This window comes from Actinoplanes sp. OR16 (assembly GCF_004001265.1).
In the GTDB taxonomy this organism is placed as follows: Bacteria; Actinomycetota; Actinomycetes; order Mycobacteriales; family Micromonosporaceae; genus Actinoplanes.
This window is the reverse complement of the sequence record NZ_AP019371.1, coordinates 4,241,522-4,261,696: the sequence shown is the minus strand read 5'-3', so window position 1 is coordinate 4,261,696 and position 20,175 is coordinate 4,241,522. Positions and strand designations below refer to the sequence as shown.

The following is a 20,175-nucleotide window of genomic DNA, read 5'->3' as shown; positions in this document are numbered from 1 at the left end:
ATCACTCACCAGTGTTAAGTGACCGGCATTACATACTGATCCCACATATCAGACTGAATTCATAGGAATAAGTCGGACGATCACCCACTTGGAGGTGGGTGTGCCGCTCTCCTCAGCTTGCGAATCGAGCGGGACGAGGGGGTTCGTCTCCGGGTAGTAGGCGGCCACGCAGCCCTTCGGAGTGTCGTACTCGACGAGCCGGAAGCGGTCGGCACGGCGCTCCACCCCGTCGTCCCACTCGGAGACGAGATCGACCACGGCGCCGTCGGCGAAGCCGAGTTCGTCCAGGTCCTCGCGGCTGATGAAGACGACCCGCCGGCCCGCGCGAATCCCCCGGTAGCGGTCGTCCAGCCCGTAGATCGTGGTGTTGAACTGGTCGTGGCTGCGCAGGGTCTGCAGGACCAGCCGGCCGGGCGGCACGGTCATCACTTGCAGCGGGCTGACGGTGAAGACCGCCTTCCCCTCCGGTGTCGGGAACGTCCGGGCATCGCGCGGCGGGTGCGGCATGGTGAACCCGCCGTCGTCCCGGATCTTCGTGGCGTATCCGTCGCAGCCCGGAACCACCCGGCCGATCCGCTCCCGGATCTCCTCGTAGTCCGACGCGAACTCCGCCCACGGGATGTCGTGACGATCGCCGAGCGTCGCCGCCGCGATCCCGCAGAGGATGTCCACCTCCGAGCGCAGCAGCGGCCCGGCCGGCGCCGACCGGCCCCGGGACGCGTGCACCGCGGACATCGAGTCCTCCACGGTGATCCGCTGCTCCCGGCCGCCGGTGTGGTCCCGCTCGGTCCGGCCCAGCGTCGGCAGGATCAGCGCGGTACGCCCGGCCTCCACGTGGCTGCGGTTCAGTTTCGTGGAGATCTGCACGGTCAGCGCCGCACCGCGCATGGCGGCGGCGGTGACGGCGGTGTCCGACATCGCCCCGACGAAGTTGCCGCCGAGCGCCACGAAGACCGACGCCCGCCCGTCCCGGAACGCCTTGACCGTGTCCACCGCATCGTGCCCGTGATCGCGCGGCGGCTCGAAACCGAACTCGTCCCGCAGCCGGTCCAGGAAGAGCGCCGGCGGCTTCTCCCAGATCCCCATGCTGCGATCGCCCTGCACGTTGGAGTGCCCGCGTACCGGGCAGAGTCCCGCCCCCGGCTTGCCGATCATCCCCTGGAGCAGCGCGACGTTGACGAACTCCTTGATCGTGGCGACCGCGTTCCGATGTTGCGTAATTCCCATCGCCCAGCAGTGGACGATCCGCTTCGCGTTCGCCAGCATGTCGGCCGCTTCTTCGATCTCGGACCAGGTCAAGCCGGTGGCCGCCTCCACCGCCGTCTTGTCGATCGTGGAGAGGTGCTCGGCCCAGGCTTCGAAGCCGACCGTCTTCGCAGCGATGAAGTCGTGGTCGGCGATGCCCCGGCGAAGGAGCAGATGACCGATCGCCTGCCACAACGCCAGATCGCCGTTGGACCGGATCCGCAGCAACCTGTCCGCGAGCGCCGTACCGTTCCCGACCAGGCCGCGCGCCTTCTGCGGATTGTCGAAACGCTTGAGGCCCGCCTCGGGCAGCGGGTTGATCGCGAGGATCTTCGCGCCGTCCCGCTTCGCGATCTCCAGGGCGGTCAGCATCCGCGGATGGTTGGTGCCCGGGTTCTGCCCGGAGACCACGATGAGGTCGGCCTGGTGCAGGTCCTCCAGGGTGACCGAGCCCTTCCCGACCCCGATCGTGCGCATCAGCGCGGTGCCGGTCGACTCGTGGCACATGTTGGAGCAGTCCGGCAGGTTGTTGGTGCCGAACGCGCGGGCGAAGAGCTGATAGACGAACGCGGCCTCGTTGCTGGCCCGGCCCGACGTGTAGAAGGCCGCCTCGTCCGGGCTTCCCAGATCGTTCAGATGAGCGCCGACCAGTGCGAACGCGTCATCCCACGAGATCGGCTCATAGTGGTCCGAACCCTCGCGGCGGACCATCGGATGCGTGAGCCGGCCCTGCTTCTCCAACCAGTGATCGGTCTGCCCGGCGAGGAACCCGATCGGGTGCGCCGCGAAGAACTCCGGCCCCGCGGTCCGCCGGTCGCCCTCCCAGGAGACCGCCTTCGCCCCGTTCTCACAGAACTCGGCCACGTGCCGATGTCCCTGCGGATCCGGCCAGGCACAGCTCATGCAGTCGAAGCCGTCGTGCTGATTCAGCGTGCGCAGGTTGCGCACCGTCTTGCGCACACCCATCCTCTGTACGGCGTTCGTCAGGCTGAGCCGGACCGCCTCGAGGCCTGCGGCGTGATCCGCCGGCGTTCCGATCCGTATCCCGGCGTCCTCGTCCGTCATACGCGACAGTCTGCGCGGCCGGAGATCCCGCCGACAATCCGCCGTCGGGGAACGTTAGATTTCGCTCTCCCGCAGGCTGCTCAGCACCGCAGCGGCCGGCCAGTCCTCGACCCGGTAGCGGGCCGGCGCGAGCAGCGGTTCCGGGTTCAGCCCGGCCTGCTCCTCGACCAGCCGCCACGGCACCCGGAACTCCACACCGGACTCCGGGCGGGCGAACGCCACCGAATCGGCCCGGGGCAGCAGCGTGCTGACCCCCTCGACCCAGGTGGCGATCGTCTCGGCCGGCCCGCCGTCCGGCGGCTCGACCGCGATCAGCTTGCCGACGTGCACGTCCACGCCGTTCTTCTCGTACTGCTCGGTCAGCCAGTCGGTCTGGTTCGAGTACTCGGTGAGGGCCAGCACCGCGTCGGCCCGGCGCGCCGGCAGGTAGTGCAGGTGCCCGGCGGGCGGCTTGTACGGCACTGCCGCTCCCGCGGAACCGGCGACGTACCCGACCGGCGACAGATAGCGCACCGCCTCCTGGAAGCTCCGCTCCACGACGGCGTAGAGCTGGTCGGCCTCGTTCTCCGGCAGCGGGCTGAGCAGCAGCGTGTTGTTGTCCGGGGCGAACGCCAGCACCGGGGTGCCCATCCGCTCGCTGACGTCGGCCAGCCAGCCGGGGCTGAGCAGCAGCGACGTGAAGTAGCCGTCGCCGTCGTCGAGCATCCGGATCAGGCTGGGCCCGGACGGCCACGGGCGGCTCAGCGATCGGCGGGCCAGCTCGGCCAGGTTCTCCCGGGCCGCCGCGAAGACGTCGTCGGCGGTGACGCCCCACTCGTCGAGCCGGTCCGGGATGACGTAGGCCATCGCGTCCGGCGCGTCGATGACGACCAGCTCGCGGAGGAAGGGCATCGCCGGGCGGGACAGCGGCGGCCGCATGCCGACCGGTCCGGCGGCCCCGAACGTGACAGGGCGGACGACCGGGCGGAGCTTTCCTCGTACCGTCTCCCAGGTGTCCTCGGCCGGCGGCGCGGCCATGAGCCGGACCAGACGCTCCAGGCGCTCCCGGCGTTCCGCCGGGGTGGCGTCTGCCGTCTCCCGGAAGACGTTGGAAAGGTAGAGATGGGCCGGACCGCCGCCACCGGCACGATGGATCGCGATGGCGAACTCGTCGGCGCGGTAATCCGCGCGTTCCACCCCCGGCGTCGCGCGGGCAACCCGGAGGGCGAGCTGGGCGAAGCGGCGCTGCGGTGACCCGGCGAACCGATCCAGCAATCCCATTGGTGCACGGTAGCCTGTCGTCGCCTAGATCAAGCGGGCCGATGCTCGTCGACCAGCCGGGTGGCGATGTTGTTCAAGGCCTGATCGATCAGCACCTTGTCGTCCGGATCGGTCCGCGCGATGTCGTCCAGGTTGGTGTCGAGCCACTGCCGCCACGCGTGCCGGACCCGCTCGAACTGCTCCTGACCGGCTTCGGTCAGCTCGACCTGATCGCCGTCGACCCGGGCATATCCGGCCTGCCGCAGATCCTCGAAGGCGGGTTCCAGCACTTCAGCGGGCATCCGGTGCTGCCGGGCGATGGCCGGCAGTTCGGCCCGGCCCTTCGCCGTGACGTGCAGATGCGTCTGGCCGATCGCCCACGCCTGGGACGGGTTGACGGTCGCGCCGGAGTCGGCCAGCACGCGGTCCAGGACCGTCCGGTCGTCGCGCGCCCGCCGCATGGTGTCGCTGATCTGTCGCTCCAGCTGGCCGACCCGGTCATCCGCGAGAGGCGCCGAGAAGCCCTCGCCGACGTCGGTGGCCGCCACCCGGGCGCTGTCCCGCAGCGGCAGCTCCTTGAGCAGCCAGGCCACCAGGAAGCCGAGCACCGCGACCGGGACGACCCAGCGGAACACGTAGTTGATCGAATCGGCGTAGGCCGCGATGATCGGGCCGGACTGTGCCGGGTCCAGCGCCTTCAGCGACTCCGGGTTCTGCGACACGGCCGGCGCGACACCGGTCTGGGCCAGCGCCTCCCCCAGCTTCTCCTCGAGCCTGCCGCTGTAGAGGGTTCCGAAGATGGCGGTGCCGAAGGAGCTTCCGAGGGTACGGAAGAACGTCACGCCGGACGTGGCCGTCCCGAGGTCGGCGTACGGGACGGTGTTCTGCACGACGATCGTGAGCACCTGCATGGACAGGCCGATGCCGGCGCCGAGGATGAACATGTAGAGCGATTCGAGCCACGTGCTGGTGGTCGTACCCATCGTCGACATGAGGTAGAGGCCGAGCGTCATCACCGCGCCGCCGGCGATCGGGAACACCTTGTACCGCCCGGTGCGGCTCACCACGTTGCCGGAGACCATCGACATGACGAAGAGGCCGGCCACCATCGGCAGGGTGCGAACCCCGGACCCGGTCGCCGAGACGCCGTCGACGTACTGCAGATAGGTGGGCAGGAACGTCATCGCGCCGAGCATCGCGAAGCCGACGATGAAACTGAGCGTCGAGCACACCGTGAAGACCGAGTTGCGGAACAGCCGCATCGGCAGCATCGGCTCCCGTGCCCGCAACTCCACCGCGACGAACGCGGCGAACAGGGCTGCGGCGCCCACGAACATCCCGATGATCGTGGGGGACGACCAGGCGTACTCGCTGCCACCCCACTCCAGGGCCAGGATCATCGTGGTCGCGCCGGCCGCGACGAGCCCGATGCCGGCGTAGTCGATGACCGGCCGGCCCTCGTGCTTGATCGACGGGATCGCCTTGGCCGCCATCGCGATCACGATCACCGCGATCGGCACGTTGATGTAGAACGCCCACCGCCAGCTCAGATGGTCGGTGAACAGGCCACCCAGGGTCGGGCCGACCACTGTCGTCACGCCGAAGACCGCACCGAGCGCGCCCTGGTACTTGCCGCGTTCGCGGAGCGGGATGACGTCGGCGATCAGGGCCATCGCGGTGACCATCAGGCCGCCGGCGCCGACGCCCTGGATCACCCGGGCGCCCACCAGCATCAGCATGTCCTGCACGAGTCCGCACAGCGCCGAGCCGATCACGAAGACCAGCGCGCTGATCTGAAAGACCACCTTGCGGCCGAAGAGATCGCCGAACTTGCCGGCCAGCACCGTCGCGATCGTCTCGGCCAGCAGGTACGCGGTCACGACCCAGGACATGTGCCCGGCGCCGCCCAGGTCCGCCACGATCGTCGGCAGCGCGGTGGAGACGATCGTCTGGTCCAGAGCCGCCAGCAGCATCCCGAGCAGGATCGCCACGAAGACGACGTTGACCTGACGCTTGCTCAGCACGGCCATGAACCGATCTTCACCTTCTGCCGATGATCGCGTGGCGCTATGCTGAAGTAAACTAAGTTGACTTAGCGTTTCCGCAGCTCGCGGCTTTCCTACGTCCCGGATCTTGGAGGATCAGATGGCTCTCGGCGCCAGCAGCACGGTCGGTGAATGGCTCGATCACCCGGAAGGCGGGCCGGCGATCCGGGCGCTGCTCGGCGGGGGCGGCGACTTCGACGAGTCGCGGCTCGCACCCGCCCGCGGCCTGCCGCTACAGCAGCTGGTGGCGCTCAGCCAGGGCCAGATCCCGCAGGAGGCGGTCGACCAGCTGGTGCTCGCCGTGAACGGTGGCGTCGTCCCGGCTTCATCGGAGTCGAGTGGCGCGTGGCAGGAGACGATCACTCGCGGCCGCTTCGACGGCCGGACCGTGATCGTCACCGGTGCGGCGTCGGGAATCGGCCGGGCGACGGCGTCTCGGATTGTGCGCGAGGGTGGGCGGGTCATCGCTGTCGACATTTCCGACATTTCGCTTAAGTCGCTCGCTGATGAACTCGGCGATTCTGGTGATCTCGGCGATTCTGGTGATCTCGGCGATTCTGGTGATCTCGGCGATTCTGGTGGTCTCGGAGAGCCTGGCGATCTTGGAGGATTGATCGTGCCGGTCGTCGCGGACATCACCGTGGACGCGGACATCGCCCGGATCGTGGAGGCTGCCGGCGACCGCATCGACGGCCTCGCCAACGTGGCCGGCATCGTCGACGACTTCTCCCCCATCCACGAGACGGCCGACGCCATCTGGGACCGGGTCTTCGCGGTGAACGTGGACGGCGTCTTCAAGCTGAGCCGCGCCGTCATCCCGTCGATGCTCGCGGCCAAGCGCGGCTCGATCGTCAACGTCGCGTCCGAGGCGGCGCTCCGGGGCAGCGCGGCGGGCGTCGCCTACACCGCTTCCAAGCACGCGGTCGTGGGCATCACCAAGAACACCGCTTTCATGTACGGGGCTTCCGGCATCCGGGTGAACGCCGTGGCCCCGGGAGGCGTGGCGACCGGCATGGTCCCCCGCAACCAGTCCGAGTTCGGTCTCGCCCGCACCGGTCCGCTGATCCGCACCATCCCGAGCGTGGCCCTGCCCGAGCACCTGGCCGCCTCGATCACCTTCCTGCTGAGCGACGACGGCATCAACCTGAACGGCGTGATCCTCCCGTCCGACGGCGGCTGGTCAGTTCAGTAACACCTGCTCCAGCAACGCGCCGTAGCGTTTCACCAGCTCTCGGGGGTCGGCGGCGACAAGCGTCTCGTCGCCGACCACCCACAGGGCGTAGAGCAGGCCGCCCACGACCGCGGCCGCCAGCCGGGCCCGGATGTCCGCGTCGGGGCCGTCGAGCCGCGCCCGCACCGGGCCCACGAACGTCTTCTCGTGGATGTCCCGCAGCCGGGCCTTGATCTGCTCTTCGTTGCTGCCGCGGACCAGCGCCAGGTAGACGCCGCGGATGTCGTCGTCGGCGAGCAGCACCTCGACGAACCGCTCACCGAACTTCTCCATCGGCACGTCAAGCAGCGGCTCGTCGTCGATGGTCAGGTGCATGGTCTCCAGGAAGAGGAGTTCCTTCGTACCGAAATGGCGGATCACCAGGGCGGGGTTGCTGCTCGCCAGCGCCGCGATGTCCCGCACCGACGTCCGGGCGAAACCTCGCTCACGGAACAGGCGGGTCGCCGCCGTACGGATCTCCTCGCGGGTTGCCTCACCCGTACGCCTGACCATATTCCGATCGTAAGCCGACCCTCACCTTGCCCCTTCAGGGCCAACCCCGGCCGAACGCGAAGAACGCTCGGATAGCCCGTGCTCAGCTATCCGGGACATCACCGTCGAAGAGGGAAAGGTACGACATGAGCAAGGCGACACGGAGCCTGACCATCGCCGGCCTCGGGGTGCTGGCGAGCGCGGCGATCGGCGCAGGTCCCGCGCAAGCGGATCCGACGAACACGCCGGCCACCCCACCGCCCGACGCGGCCGGCTCCTTCGAGACCTTCGCCGCCTGCGAAGCCCTGGGCAAGATCGGCGTAAAACTGGGCGACTGGCAGAAGCACGAATGCGTCAACCAGCTGTCCGGAGCCCGCCGCCTGAAAATCCTCTACGTCGAATACGAAGGCGGCACCCCCACCTGGCCCGCCGCCCACCAGCAGAACGACCGGCCGGCCGGCCCGCAAGACGGCACGCAGCAGGGCGACCAGCCGACCAGCCCGCAAGACGGCCCGCAGCAGGGCGACCAGCCGACCGGCCCGCAGCAGGGCGACCAGCCCACCAGCCCCGCCGCTCCGGCAGCCGGAGGCCAGGGTCAGCCAGGCCCCATACCTTCGCCCGAGCCGACTACCGCCACCCCAGCGCCGGTAGACACCACCACCCCCAGGACAACCGACACCACAACCCCGACCCCGACACCGACCCCGACACCGACGCCGACGCCGACGCCGACGGACACCAGCACTCCGCCAGCCACCGACACCACCGCCCCGACAGCAACTGACACCAGCACACCGGCCGCCACCGACACCAGCACCCCCGCCGCCACCGACACCGGCACCCCCGCCGCGACCGACACCACCGCCCCGGCCGCCACCGACACCAGCACCCCCGCCGCGACCGACACCACCGCACCGGCCGCCACCGACACCAGCACCCCCGCCGCGACCGACACCACCGCACCGGCCGCCACCGACACCAGCACCCCCGCCGCGACCGACACCACCGCACCGGCAGCGACCGACACCGGTACACCGGCTGCCGCCGACACCAGCACCCCGGCAGTGACCGACACCGGCGCCCCGGCCGCGACCGACACCAGCACCCCTGCCGCGACCGACACGAGCGTCCCTGCAGCGACTGACACCGGCACCCCGGCTGCCACCGACACCAGCATCCCCGCTGCGACCGACACCACCGCACCGGCCGCGACGGACACCACCGGGACCACCGGCACTGACACCACCGGCACCGGCACTGACACGACCGGCACCACCGACACCGGCACCGCCACGGACGCCGGCACTCCGGCAACGACTGAGCCGACCGGCACCGAGACCGTGACCACCGTCACCGGCATCATCGGCAGCTGACGAATCCGCAGCGATCTTGAGCGTTTCGCCACTGAATACGGTGGTGAAACGCTCAAGATCCAGCGGGCGACACGACTCTCAGCCGCCGGCCATCGCTCCCACGACCATGAACGGCTCCTCGCCCTTCGCCACCCGGTCGGGCAGGAGCGCGTCGGGTGAGTCGTTGGACAGGTCCTCCTCGCAGGCGAAGAAGCGCACGAGCGGCCTCCGTTTCCCGGTCCGCCGGTCCCGCATCGTGCCGAGCAGCATCGGGTAGTCCCGTTCGACGGCGTCGAGCACGCTCCGCTGGGTGACGGGTGGTGCGACGTCGACTGTCACTTCCTTTCCGACGTTCGCCAGGGTGCGGAGGTGGACCGGGAGGATCACCCTGATCACGGCAGGACCTGGACTTCCACGGAGAGGACCGGCGGCAGGTCGCGCACGAGGGCCTGCCAGGTGTCGCCGCTGTCCGCGGAGCCGTAGACCTGGCCGCCGCTGGTTCCGAAGTAGATGCCGCACGATTCGAGCGTGTCGACCGCCATGGCGTCGCGGAGGACGTTGACGTAGCAGTTCTCCTGGGGCAGGCCGGCGGTCAGCGGCTCCCACTGGTCGCCACCGGTCCGGCTGCGGTAGACGCGCAGCTTGCCGTCCATGACGTAGTGCAGCGAGTCGCTGGTGATCGGCACGACGTAGATCGTCTCGGGTTCGTGCGCGTGCACCGCGATCGGGAAACCGAAGTCGGTGGGCAGGTCGCCGCTGACTTCCCGCCAGTTGTCGCCGGCGTCGTCGGTACGCAGGACATCCCAGTGTTTCTGCATGAAGAGCGTGTCCGGCCGGGTCGGGTGCTGGGCGAGCCGGTGCACGCAGTGCCCGACTTCGGCGCCGGACTCGGCGATGCCCTCGGAGACCAGGCCGCGGTTGATCGGCTGCCAGCTGACGCCGCCGTCGTCGCTGCGGAACGCGCCGGCCGCCGAGATCGCCACGAAGATCCGGTCCGGGTTCACCGGGTCGAGGATGATCGTGTGCAGGCACATACCGCCGGCGCCGGGCTGCCACTTCGGTGCGGAGGCGTGGGTGCGCAGCCCGGCGAGCTCCACCCATTTCTGGCCGCCGTCGGTCGACTTGTAGAGCGCTGCGTCCTCGGCGCCGGCGTAGACCACGTCGGGGTCGGTCCGGGACGGCTCGAGGTGCCAGATCCGCTTGAACTCCCACGGGCGGGGCGTTCCGTCGTACCACAGGTGCTCTCCGACGGGCGGCTCGTAGGCGAAGTCGTGGTCCACCTGCTGCCACGACGTGCCGCCGTCGTCGGAACGGTGGATGACCTGGCCGAACCAGCCGCCGGACGCGGAGGCCCAGATCCGGTCGGGGTCGGCGGGCGACCCGTTCACGTGGTAGACCTCCCAGCCCGGGAAGTGCGGACCGCTCACCTCCCAGGCCGATCTGGAAACATCAGATGTCAGGATGAAAGCACCTTTACGGGTGCCCACTAGCAAACGAACGCCGCTCATGCCTGCTCCCCTCGGGTGTGCCGTAGACCACATCACACCACGAGGGTCCGACACGATCAGCCCTGCAACGCCCGCGCCATCTCGGCCTGCTCGGCGAGCACCTCGTTCATCCGGGCCTGCACGCTGTCCATCCGCCCGATCGTCTCGCTCGTCGTGTGGATGCCGGCGGCGACCGTCTCGGCGCTGGCCTGGATCCCGGCGATCTGGTCGGCGACCTTCTGGGTGGCCTCGGCGGTCTCCCGGGCCAGCTCCTTGACCTCGCCGGCCACCACGGCGAACCCCTTGCCGCTCTCCCCGGCCCGGGCCGCCTCGATCGTCGCGTTCAGGGCGAGCAGGTTGGTCTGCTCGGCGATCGACTCAATGATCTTGATGACGTCACCGATCGCGGCGGAGGCCTGGCCGAGCGCGGCGACCTCGGCGGTCATCGCGGAGGCCCGGTCGACGGCCTGCTCGGCGACCGAGGTGGCGTCACTGCTCGCGCTGCGCAGCCGCTCCACCGTGTCGAGCAGGTTGCGCGCGTTCTCGGCGGCCCGTTCCGCCGCCCGCATCACGTCGAGGCGCTGGGAGACCAGCTGCTGCACGTTGCGCAACGAGGCGGCGCGGGACTCGGAGAGATCGATGTACTCGGTGGTGAAGAAGTCCATCGTGCCGACGATCCGATCACCGCTCAAGATCGGAAAACAGACGCCTGATCGTACGCCGGCCCGCTGTGCGGCCGGCGCTCGCACACAATCGGTCAGTTCCGCGAGATCACGGACGAAGACCAGGTCCCGTGCCCGCCAGGCCCGCCCGGAGAGTCCGACTCCCTCGGCGAACGTGGCGGCGAGGGTGACCCTGCGGAACTCGTCGCCGGCCGACCCGGACTCGATCTGGAACTTGAGCACGTTGTCGGCGGGGTCGACCTCCCAGTACGACCCGTACGCCCACCCGAACGCGCTGCGCACACTGTCCAGGGCCACCTTGATCGCGGACTGGCTGTCGGCGGCGGCGCCGAGTTTCGCGACGACGGTGGTGACCGCCATCCGGTCGTCGGCGACCTGCCGCAGCTCGGCGGCCGCGACGGCGCTGGTCCGGGACCGCTCGGCGATCCGGGCGAGCGCGGTGAACTTCTCCCGGCGGTTGGCGTCGAGGTAGAGCGGCGTCGGCGAGTAGTACTCGAGGACGGCGTGCACCTCGGTGCCCTTCGTCACCGGCAGGAACACTCCGCCGACCATGCCGACCTGGAACGCGGCCTGGCACCGGCGGCAGTCCCCGCAGTCCTCGGCCGACTCGACGTAGGCGGGCTGCCGGGTTCGGTAGGCCCGGCCGACGAACCCGGTGTCCTGGGCCATGGTCCGGCCCTCGGTGACCCCGAGGGCCGCCTGGAGCTGCGGCTTTATCCGGCCGGTCTCGTGGAACAGCCGCAGCTGGCCGCCATCGGGCACCCAGACCGCGCCGTAGCCGAACCCGTACGACTCGACGGTGCTGGACACCGTGATCCGCCACGCGGTGCTCTCGTCGATCGCGCTGTCCAGGGCGAGCACCAGCTCTTCGAGTGCCTCGATGTCGCGGGGTACGGGGCGGGCCTCGGCCGGGACCGCCTGGCGTGAACCGAACAACCGCATGGTTCTCCTAGGGAAGTCGCAATCCTTCCCTCATATCGGCCCCGATCGGCCATCAATGAGGGCGGAATCGGTACCCCATGCCCGGTTCGGTGATCAGGTGCTGCGGATGGGCCGGATCAGTCTCCAGCTTGCGGCGCAGCCGGGCCATGTACTGCCGCAGGTAGTTCGTCTCGGTCTGGTACTGCGGCCCCCACACGTCGTGCAGCAGCTCCCGCTGGGTGATCAGCTTGCCGGGGTGCCGGACCAGGTGCTCGAGCAGCTGCCACTCGGTCGGGGTGAGGCGTACGTCCGGCGTGATCGACCGTTCGGCGAGGTCCACCGTGTGGGCGCCGATCGTCACCGTCGGCGACGCGTCGACCGGCTGGATGCGCCGGGTCACCGCCCGGATCCGGGCCAGCAGCTCGTCGATGCCGAACGGCTTCGTGACGTAGTCGTCCGCCCCGGCGTCGAGCGCGGCCACCTTGTCGGTGCTGTCGGCCCGCCCGGAGAGCACGATGATCGGCACGGTGGTCCAGCCACGCAGTCCGCCGATCACTTCGGTGCCCTCCATGTCGGGCAGGCCGAGGTCGAGGACGACCAGGTCGGGGTGGTGGTGTGCCGCCAGATGCAGCGCTGTCGTGCCGTCCGGGGCGGCGTCGACCTCGTACCCCCGCGCCTTGAGATTGATCCGGAGTGCCCGGACGATCTGGGGTTCGTCGTCGACGACGAGGATCCGCGTCACGAGGCGACCGCCGGCAGCGAAACGATCATGGTGAGCCCACCTCCGGGGGTCTCGTCGGGAGTGAGGGAGCCGCCCATCGCCTCGGTGAGGCCGCGGGACAGCGCGAGGCCGAGTCCGACGCCGGTGTGGTTGTCCCGGTCGCCGAGCCGCTGGAAGGGCAGGAACACGTCGTCCCACTTCTCCGCCGGGATGCCCGGCCCGTGGTCGATCACCCGCAGCTCGACGAAGTCGCCGTGCGCGCTGCCGGTGATCATCGGGGGCCGGTCGGCGGGGCTGTAGCGCAGCGCGTTGCCGACCAGGTTGACCAGCACCCGGTCCAGCAGGCCGGGATCGGCGCGGAGCAGCGGGAGGTCCTCGGGCACGCGGACCGCCACGGTCCGGCCGGCCGGTCCGAGCTCGTCGAGCGCGCGCGGCACGACCTCCTCGGCGCCGACCTCGATGGCTGCCACGCCGAGCGCGCCGGCCTGCAGGCGGCTCATGTCGAGCAGGTTCGCGACCAGCCCGCCGAGCCGGTCGAGGGACTCGTCGGCGGTGGCGAGCAGCTCCTCCCGGTCCTCCTCGTCGAACTCGACCTCGGTGCTGCGCAGCGACGCCACCGACGCCTTCGCCGAGGCGAGTGGCGTCCGCAGATCGTGGCTCACCGCCGCGAGCAGCGCGGTCCGCAGCCTGTTCGCCTCGGCCAGGGGTTTCGCGGTGGCCGCCTCGGCAGCGAGCCGCTCCTGGCGCAGCGCGACGGCGGCCTGCGCGGCGAACGCCTCGACGATCCGCCGGTCGGAGGCTTCCAGGGTCCGGCCGCGGAGCAGCATCAGCAGGTCGCCGTCGGCCTTCACGGTGTCGCTGGCCAGGTCGGCGCGCAGCCCGGGACGGCCCACCTCGGCGACCGTGACGCCGTCCTCGACCAGCGCGACCGACTCCAGCGCGAACGTCTCCCGCAGCCGGTCGAGCAGCGCCGTCAGCGGTCGCTCACCACGCAGCACGCTGCCCGCCACGGTGGCGAGGGTCTGCGCTTCGGCGGACGCGCTCGCCGCCTGCCGGGTACGCCGGGCCGCCGTGTCGACCACCCAGCTCACCGCGCCCGCCACGATCACGAAGATCGCGAGCGCCAGCAGATTCTCCTCCTGCGCCACCAGGAACCGGCCGTACGGCGGAGTGAAGTACCAGTTGAGCAGCAGGAACGAGCCCAGTGAGGCGACCAGCGCCGGCCACAGCCCGCCGATCAGCGCGACACCGACGACCATGACCAGGAACAGCAGGATGGCGGTGATCAGCGGCGGATCGGGCACTGCCAGCAGCAGCGCGGTGAGCAGTGGCAGCCCGGCCAGGGCGGTGGCGAACCCGGCCAGCCTCCGCCGCCGGGACAGCGCGGGCGGCAGCGGTCCGCGACCGCCGCCCCGGCCGGCCCGCTCATGGCTGACCAGGTGCACGTCGATCGATCCGGCGAGCATCGCGGTGGTGGCGCCGACCCGGGCGCTGCGTCCCCGGCCGGAGACGCCGAGCACGATCTGGGTGGCGTTGACGCCCCGGGCGAACTCCAGCAGCGCCTTCGGCACGTCCAGCCCGGCCACCTGGTGGTACGTGCCGCCGAGGCTCTCGGCGAGCACCCGCTGCCGGGCCAGCACCGAGGGGTCGGCCCCGGCCAGGCCGTCGCTGCGGCTCACGTGCACCACCAGCAGGTCGGCGCCCCTGTCCCGGGCGGCGATCCGCGCGGCCCGCCGGATCAGCGTCTCCCCCTCCGGGCCGCCGGCGATCGCGACCACCACCCGTTCCCGGGCCTCCCAGGTGGCGTCGATGTCGTGGTCGGCGCGGTACTGCCCGAGCTGGTCGTCGACGGAGTCGGCCAGCCAGAGCAGCGCGAGTTCCCGGAGAGCGGTCAGATTCCCGGTACGGAACCAGTTGCCGAGAGCCGCGTCCACCTTCTCCGGCGGGTAGACGTTGCCGTGGGCCAGCCTCCGCCGCAGCGCCTCCGGGGTCATGTCGACGAGTTCGACCTGTTCGGCGCCGCGCACCACGGCGTCCGGGACGGTCTCCCGCTGCTCGATCCCGGTGATCCGGGTGACCACGTCGCCGAGCGAGGCGAGGTGCTGGACGTTGACCGTGGTCAGCACGCTGATCCCGGCGTCGAGCAGCTCCTGGACGTCCTGCCAGCGCCGGCCGTTACGCGACCCGGGCGGGTTCGCGTGCGCCAGCTCGTCGACGACCGCCACCTGCGGGCGCCGAGCCAGGAGCGCGTCGAGGTCGAGCTCGCCCGCCCGGCGCGGGATCGTCTCCAGGTCGCCGATCATGGCAGCGGTGTGCTCACGCCCGTGCGTCTCGACCAGGCCGATCACCACGTCGGTGCCCCGGCCGGAGCGGCGCTGAGCCTCTTCGAGCATCGCGTACGTCTTGCCGACGCCCGGGGCCGCACCCAGGTAGATCCGCAACTCGCCGCGCGCCATGTCCCCGAACCTACGCGGTGCCGGCCCCGCCGGCCCCGCCATGATCGCCGGGGTCACACCTCGATGTGCGAGCCCATGATCACCGTGCGGTTGCGGGGCAGGCCGAAGTGCTCGGCCGCGTCCGCGGTGAGGTAGGAGGTCGCGATGAACAGCCGCTTGCGCCAGGCCGCCATCTCCGGACCGCTGCCGCGCCGGAGATCGATCTTGGAGAGGAAGTACGACGCCTGCTCCAGGCTGAGCCGCCCCTTCGCGACCCGGCGCAGCGCCGGGATCAGCGCCGGCGCCTCGGCGTACCCGAACCGCACCGTCACGTGGTCGATCCGGTCGTCGTCGTAGCCGAGATCGTCCACCACGGTCCGCTCGTCGTCCGGCACCCGCGGCACCGGCTCGAACCGGACCGCGACGATCAGGATGTTCCGGTGCCGGACGTGGTTGTGCTCCACGTTGGCCCGCATCGCCAGCGGCGCCGTCTCGCTGCCCCGGTTCAGGAAGACCGCCGTGCCGGAGACCTCGGCCGGCGGGTTGCGGCGCAGCTCGGTGATGAACTCCCGCAGCGAGCCCTCGCGCTGCGCCCGTTCCGCGCTGACCAGTTCCCGGCCGCGCTGCCAGGTGGTCATCACGGTGAACGCGATCAGCCCGATGAGCAGCGGCAGCCACGCCCCGTGCACCAGTTTGGTCAGGTTCGCGGCGACGAAGAGCAGGTCCACCAGCAGCAGCACGCCACCGCCGGCGGCGAGCACCGCGACCGGCGTACGCCACCGCGCCCGCGCCACCACCAGGAAGAGCAGCGTCGTGATGGTGATCGTGCCGGTCACCGCCATCCCGTACGCGTACGCCAGCGCCGCCGACTCCCGGAACGCGAACACCAGAGTGAGCACCGAGACGAGCAGCGTCCAGTTGATGAAGGGCACGTAGATCTGCCCGATCGAGGAATCCGAGGTGTGCAGCACCCGCAGGCGCGGCAGGTACCCGATCTGCGCCGCCTGAGCCGCCACCGAGTACGCGCCGGTGATCACCGACTGTGAGGCGATCACGGTGGCGAGGGTGGCGAGCAGCACCAGCGGCAGCCTCGCCCACTCCGGTGCGAGCAGAAAGAACGGGCTGCTGCTGTTCGCCGGGTCGTCGATGATCAGCGCGCCCTGACCGATGTGGCTCAACAGGCACGACGGCAGGACCAGCCAGAGCCAGCCGCGGGTGATCGCCTTCCGGCCGAAGTGGCCCATGTCGGCGTAAAGAGCCTCGGCACCGGTGACCGCCAGGACTATCGCGGCGAGCGCGAAGAACGCGATGCCGAAGTGCCCGGCCAGGAAGCCGATCGCGTAGGTCGGTAGCAGCGCCCTCAGGATGCCGGGGTGCTCGACGATGGCGATCAGGCCGAGTACGCCGAGCACGACGAACCAGGTGATCATGACGGGCCCAAAGACCCGTCCGACCGCGGCGGTGCCCCGGCGCTGCACCAGGAAGAGCGCCACGATGATGACCGCGGTGATCGGCACGACTGCGCTCGCCAGTGCCGGTTCGACGACCTCCAGCCCTTCGACCGCGGAGAGCACCGAGATGGCTGGCGTGATCATGCTGTCGCCGAAGAAGAGCGCGGCGCCGAAGATGCCGAGCGCCGCGAGGGTCAGCGTGGCCCGGCGTCCGCGTTCCCCGCCGGTCCGCCGCAGCAGCGTGATCAGAGCCATGATGCCGCCCTCGCCGTCGTTGTCGGCGCGCAGGGCGAGCAGCACGTACGTCGCGGTCACGATGATCATCACGGACCAGAAGATCAGGGAGACGACGCCGTACACGTTGGCGGTGCTGACCGGCACCGGATGCGGGTCCTCCGGGTTGAAGACGGTCTGCAACGTGTAGATCGGACTGGTGCCGATGTCGCCGAACACGACACCGAGAGCACCGACGACCACCGGAAGAGATGCCGACTCCGTGTGGGCCACGAGTGTCACCGTACGCGGAATTTCGCCTGGTCATGGGCGGTACCCGATCGGCAGTGCAAGGATCATGGTGAGCCCGCCGCCAGGGGTCTCCTCCGGGGTGAGCGTGCCGCCCATCGCCTCGGTGAGCCCGCGGGACAGCGCCAGCCCGAGCCCGACGCCGGTGTGGTTGTCCCGGTCGCCGAGCCGCTGGAACGGCAGGAACACGTCGTCCCGCCGATCACCGGGGATGCCCGGCCCGTGGTCGATCACCCGCAGCTCGACCAGGTCGCCGTGGCTGCTGCCGGTGATCATCGGGGGCCGGTCGGCCGGGCTGTAGCGCAGCGCGTTGCCGATCACGTTGACCAGGATCCGTTCCAGCAGGCCGGGGTCGGCCCGCAGCATCGGGAGGTCCTCCGCCACCCGGACCGCGACCGTCCGGCCCGCCGGGCCGAGATCGTCGAGAGCGCGGGGTACGACCTCCTCGGCGCCCACCTCGATGGCGGTGACCCCGAGCGCGCCCGCTTGCAGGCGGCTCATGTCGAGCAGGTTCGCAACGAGCCGGTCCAGCCGGTCCAACGACTCGTCGGCGGTGGCGAGCAACTCCGCGCGGTCCTCCTCGCCGAACGCCACCTCGGTGCTGCGCAGCGACGCCACCGACGCCTTCGCCGAGGCCAGCGGCGTCCGCAGGTCGTGGCTCACCGCCGCGAGCAGCGCGGTCCGCAGCCGGTCCGCCTCGGCCAGGGGTTTCGCGGTGGCCGCCTCGGCAGCCAGCCGCTCCTGATGCAGCGCCACGGCGGCCTGCGCGGCGAACGCCTCCACGATCCGCCGGTCGGACGCGGCCAGGATCCGGCCGCGCAGCAGCAGCCTCAGGTCGCCGTCGGCCCGGACCTCGGCGTCCGCGTCCGTCCCGGTGGTGCAGGCCATCTGCCCGACCGACGCGACGACGGTGTCCTTCTCCAGCAGCGTCACCGCGTCCAGCGCGAACGTCTCCCTCATCCGGTCGAGCAGCGCCATCAGCGGACGTTCCCCGCGCAGCACGCTGCCCGCGACGGTGGCGAGGGTCTGCGCGTCGGCGGACGCCTGCGCTGCGAGCCGGGTCGTCCGCGCCGCGGTGTCGACCACCCAGCTCACCGCGATCGCCACGGTCACGAAGATCGCCAGAGCGAGCAGGTTCTGCCCCTCGGCGATGGTGAACCGGCCGACCGGCGGCGTGAAGAACCAGTTGAGCAGCAGCGATCCGCCGACCGCCGCGACCAGGGCCGGCCACAGCCCGCCGATCAGCGCGACGGCGACGACCGCCACCAGGAAGAGCAGGATGTCGTCGATGAGCGGCAGATCCGGCGCGAGCCGCAGCGCCACGGTGAGCAGCGGCAGGCCGGCCAGCGCGGTGACGAGCCCGGCGATCCGCCGTCCCCGGGAGAGCGCCGGGGGCAGCGGACCACGGCGGCGTCCCCGGCCGGCCAGCTCGTGCGGGACCAGATGCACGTCGATCGACCCGGACCGGGCGATCGTGGTGACCCCGACACCGGCCGCGAAGATCTGCGCGAACCGTCCCCGGCTGGACGCGCCCAGCACGATCTGGGTGGCGTTGACGCCGCGGGCGAAGTCCAGCAGCGCCTGCGGGATGTCGCTGCCGACGACCTGGTGGTATGTGCCGCCCAGGCTCTCCGCCAGCACCCGCTGCCGGGCCAGTTCGGCGGGGTCCGCCCCGGCCAGCCCGTCGCTGCGGGTCACGTGGACGGCGAGCAGGTCGGCGCCCTTGGTCCGGGCGGCGATCCGGGCCGCCCGGCGGATCAGCGTGTCGCCCTCCGGACCGCCGGTGAGCGCGACGGCGACCCGTTCCCGGGTCTCCCAGGTGGCGTCGATGTCGTGGTCGGCGCGGTACTGCCCGAGCTGCTGCTCCACCTTGTCGGCGAGCCAGAGCAGGGCGAGCTCGCGCAGGGCGGTCAGATTCCCGGTACGGAAGTAGTTCCCGAGAGCCGCGTCCACCTTCTCCGGGCGGTAGACGTTGCCGTGCGCCATCCGCCGCCGCAGCGCCTCCGGGGTCATGTCGACGAGTTCGACCTGCCCGGCGGCGCGCACCACGTGGTCCGGGACGGTCTCCCGCTGCTCGACGCCGGTGATCCGCGCGACCACGTCGTTCAGCGACTCGAGGTGCTGGACGTTCACCGTGGTCAGCACGCTGATCCCGGCGTCGAGCAGCTCCTGGACGTCCTGCCAGCGCTTGCCGTTCCGGGACCCGGGCACGTTCGTGTGGGCGAGCTCGTCGACGACGGCCAGCTCCGGCCGGCGGGCCAGCACCGCGTCCAGGTCCAGCTCGGCGAACGCCGCGCCGCGATAGGTCAGCTCGCGGCGCGGGATCACCTCCAGATCGCCGATCATCGCGGCGGTGTGCCTGCGGCCGTGCGTCTCCACCAGCGCGATCACGACGTCGGTGCCACGTCCGGCCCGCCGGTGCGCCTCTTCGAGCATGGCGTAGGTCTTCCCCACGCCGGGCGCCGCTCCCAGGTAGATCCGCAGTTCACCGCGTGCCATGGTGTCAGCTGTCCAGTGCCTGGTTCAGCCTGAGGACGTTGACCGCCGGCTGGCCCATGAAGCCGAGCGCCCGGCCGTCGGTGTTCTCCTTGATCAGCTCGTGCACCCGGTCGAGGCTGATGCCGCGCTCGCGGGCCACGCGAGGCGCCTGCAACGCGGCGTATTCAGGGCTGATCTGCGGGTCCAGCCCACTACCACTCGCGGTGACCGCGTCGGCCGGCACTGCCGGATGGGCGGGAGCGTCGCCCCGGATAGGGGTGATCACACCGCCGAGGGCCACGTAGTCCTCGCCAGGCTGGGCAACCTCGACGGATATTCCCCGATATTTCGCGACAAAAGGTGCGGCCATCTGGTTGACCGAGACGACCCGGGTGATCGGGCCGGCGAAACCGTCCCGGTGGAAGACCGCCAGGACCGCGCCCACGCCGTCGGCCGTGCAATAAGGCCGGCTTCCATCGACGCCCTCCAGCCTGCCGACCGCGAGGCTGCGCGCACACACCTGGGTGAGCAGACTCTGCCGGTCAGGAGTGTCGACCACATCCTCCGGGCCGAGGTTGCTAGCGCCGGTCGCGGTCGGGTCGTAGCCACCGGCCGAGGGACGGCTCTGGAAGTACCTGGGCACCGGGTTGCCGTCGGCGTCGGTGAAGGACTGGCCGATGAGGGTGATGTCACCGGCTCTGCTGGATATGCCGGGTATCTTCGCCACACCCACGAAGATCAAGGGGTAGGCGAGCCCCAGCAGAACGGTGAAGACGAGCAGCGCGCGCAGCGCCGCGACGTGCTGGCTGAGCCAGGAGGGCAGTCTCAT

The 20,175-nt window shown here is 70.7% G+C and carries 14 protein-coding genes; 2 read left to right on the top strand and 12 right to left on the bottom strand.

The annotated features are described in order from the left end of the window. Positions 1-48: 48 nt before the first annotated feature. Genes EP757_RS19730 through EP757_RS19720 form a run of 3 tightly spaced genes read right to left on the bottom strand, consistent with a single transcriptional unit; the run spans position 49 to position 5,579 of the window. The gene (locus EP757_RS19730; protein WP_127548120.1) at positions 49-2,310 is read right to left on the bottom strand and encodes an FdhF/YdeP family oxidoreductase; all 2,262 of its coding nucleotides are present in this window, start codon (positions 2,308-2,310) and stop codon (positions 49-51) included. Positions 2,311-2,364: 54 nt separating this feature from the next. Then, positions 2,365-3,570 (bottom strand): hypothetical protein, encoded by a 1,206-nt coding sequence (locus tag EP757_RS19725; protein WP_127548118.1) that lies wholly within the window; start codon positions 3,568-3,570, stop codon positions 2,365-2,367. A gap of 29 nt (positions 3,571-3,599) precedes the next feature. Then, positions 3,600-5,579 (bottom strand): MDR family MFS transporter, encoded by a 1,980-nt coding sequence (locus EP757_RS19720; protein WP_127548116.1) that lies wholly within the window; start codon positions 5,577-5,579, stop codon positions 3,600-3,602. Positions 5,580-5,694: 115 nt separating this feature from the next. On the opposite strand from EP757_RS19720, the gene EP757_RS19715 reads away from it, so the two are divergent. After that, entirely contained in the window at positions 5,695-6,786 is a 1,092-nt protein-coding gene (locus EP757_RS19715) for an SDR family NAD(P)-dependent oxidoreductase (protein WP_127548114.1), read from the top strand. Here the strand turns inward: EP757_RS19715 and EP757_RS44465 are convergent. Beyond that, the gene (locus EP757_RS44465; protein ID WP_127548112.1) at positions 6,775-7,317 is read right to left on the bottom strand and encodes a TetR family transcriptional regulator; all 543 of its coding nucleotides are present in this window, start codon (positions 7,315-7,317) and stop codon (positions 6,775-6,777) included. The two genes, EP757_RS19715 and EP757_RS44465, sit on opposite strands and share 12 nt — an antisense overlap. A gap of 125 nt (positions 7,318-7,442) precedes the next feature. On the opposite strand from EP757_RS44465, the gene EP757_RS19705 reads away from it, so the two are divergent. Then, positions 7,443-8,669, top strand: coding sequence for a hypothetical protein (locus tag EP757_RS19705; RefSeq protein WP_127548110.1), 1,227 nt, complete (start codon positions 7,443-7,445; stop codon positions 8,667-8,669). A gap of 78 nt (positions 8,670-8,747) precedes the next feature. Here the strand turns inward: EP757_RS19705 and EP757_RS19700 are convergent, their stop codons facing one another. The 8 genes from EP757_RS19700 to EP757_RS19665 form a co-directional block, all read right to left on the bottom strand. Then, on the bottom strand, positions 8,748-9,044 hold the full coding sequence (locus tag EP757_RS19700) for a MoaD/ThiS family protein (RefSeq protein WP_127548108.1): 297 nt from the start codon (positions 9,042-9,044) through the stop codon (positions 8,748-8,750). Next, positions 9,041-10,075, bottom strand: a complete 1,035-nt coding sequence (locus EP757_RS19695; protein WP_232050579.1) for an exo-alpha-sialidase — start codon at positions 10,073-10,075, stop codon at positions 9,041-9,043. Before EP757_RS19695 ends, EP757_RS19700 begins: the two co-directional genes overlap by 4 nt. A 137-nt stretch (positions 10,076-10,212) precedes the next feature. Continuing rightward, positions 10,213-11,760, bottom strand: coding sequence for a methyl-accepting chemotaxis protein (locus EP757_RS19690; RefSeq protein ID WP_127548104.1), 1,548 nt, complete (start codon positions 11,758-11,760; stop codon positions 10,213-10,215). 52 nt (positions 11,761-11,812) lie between these two features. Next, a complete protein-coding gene (locus EP757_RS19685; RefSeq protein ID WP_127548102.1) occupies positions 11,813-12,481 on the bottom strand; it encodes a response regulator in 669 nt (222 codons plus the stop codon). Next, the gene (locus EP757_RS19680; RefSeq protein WP_127548100.1) at positions 12,478-14,916 is read right to left on the bottom strand and encodes a DUF4118 domain-containing protein; all 2,439 of its coding nucleotides are present in this window, start codon (positions 14,914-14,916) and stop codon (positions 12,478-12,480) included. Before EP757_RS19680 ends, EP757_RS19685 begins: the two co-directional genes overlap by 4 nt. A 53-nt stretch (positions 14,917-14,969) precedes the next feature. Then, positions 14,970-16,853, bottom strand: coding sequence for a potassium transporter Kup (locus tag EP757_RS19675; RefSeq protein ID WP_232050578.1), 1,884 nt, complete (start codon positions 16,851-16,853; stop codon positions 14,970-14,972). A 30-nt stretch (positions 16,854-16,883) separates the two neighbouring features. After that, entirely contained in the window at positions 16,884-19,367 is a 2,484-nt protein-coding gene (locus EP757_RS19670; protein ID WP_127548096.1) for a sensor histidine kinase KdpD, read from the bottom strand. Between the two features lie 4 nt (positions 19,368-19,371). Further along, positions 19,372-20,175 (bottom strand): potassium-transporting ATPase subunit C, encoded by an 804-nt coding sequence (locus EP757_RS19665; protein ID WP_127548095.1) that lies wholly within the window; start codon positions 20,173-20,175, stop codon positions 19,372-19,374.

What these genes read in the sequence shown, in the direction of transcription:
- EP757_RS19715 (WP_127548114.1), top strand. Translation starts at nt 5,695, where the DNA reads ATGGCTCTCGGCGCCAGCAGCACGGTCGGTGAATGGCTCGATCACCCG.
- EP757_RS19680 (WP_127548100.1), bottom strand. Translation starts at nt 14,916, where the DNA reads ATGGCGCGCGGCGAGTTGCGGATCTACCTGGGTGCGGCCCCGGGCGTC.
- EP757_RS19720 (WP_127548116.1), bottom strand. Translation starts at nt 5,579, where the DNA reads ATGGCCGTGCTGAGCAAGCGTCAGGTCAACGTCGTCTTCGTGGCGATC.
- EP757_RS19725 (WP_127548118.1), bottom strand. Translation starts at nt 3,570, where the DNA reads ATGGGATTGCTGGATCGGTTCGCCGGGTCACCGCAGCGCCGCTTCGCC.
- EP757_RS19690 (WP_127548104.1), bottom strand. Translation starts at nt 11,760, where the DNA reads ATGCGGTTGTTCGGTTCACGCCAGGCGGTCCCGGCCGAGGCCCGCCCC.
- EP757_RS19705 (WP_127548110.1), top strand. Translation starts at nt 7,443, where the DNA reads ATGAGCAAGGCGACACGGAGCCTGACCATCGCCGGCCTCGGGGTGCTG.
- EP757_RS19665 (WP_127548095.1), bottom strand. Translation starts at nt 20,175, where the DNA reads ATGAGACTGCCCTCCTGGCTCAGCCAGCACGTCGCGGCGCTGCGCGCG.
- EP757_RS19670 (WP_127548096.1), bottom strand. Translation starts at nt 19,367, where the DNA reads ATGGCACGCGGTGAACTGCGGATCTACCTGGGAGCGGCGCCCGGCGTG.
- EP757_RS19730 (WP_127548120.1), bottom strand. Translation starts at nt 2,310, where the DNA reads ATGACGGACGAGGACGCCGGGATACGGATCGGAACGCCGGCGGATCAC.
- EP757_RS44465 (WP_127548112.1), bottom strand. Translation starts at nt 7,317, where the DNA reads ATGGTCAGGCGTACGGGTGAGGCAACCCGCGAGGAGATCCGTACGGCG.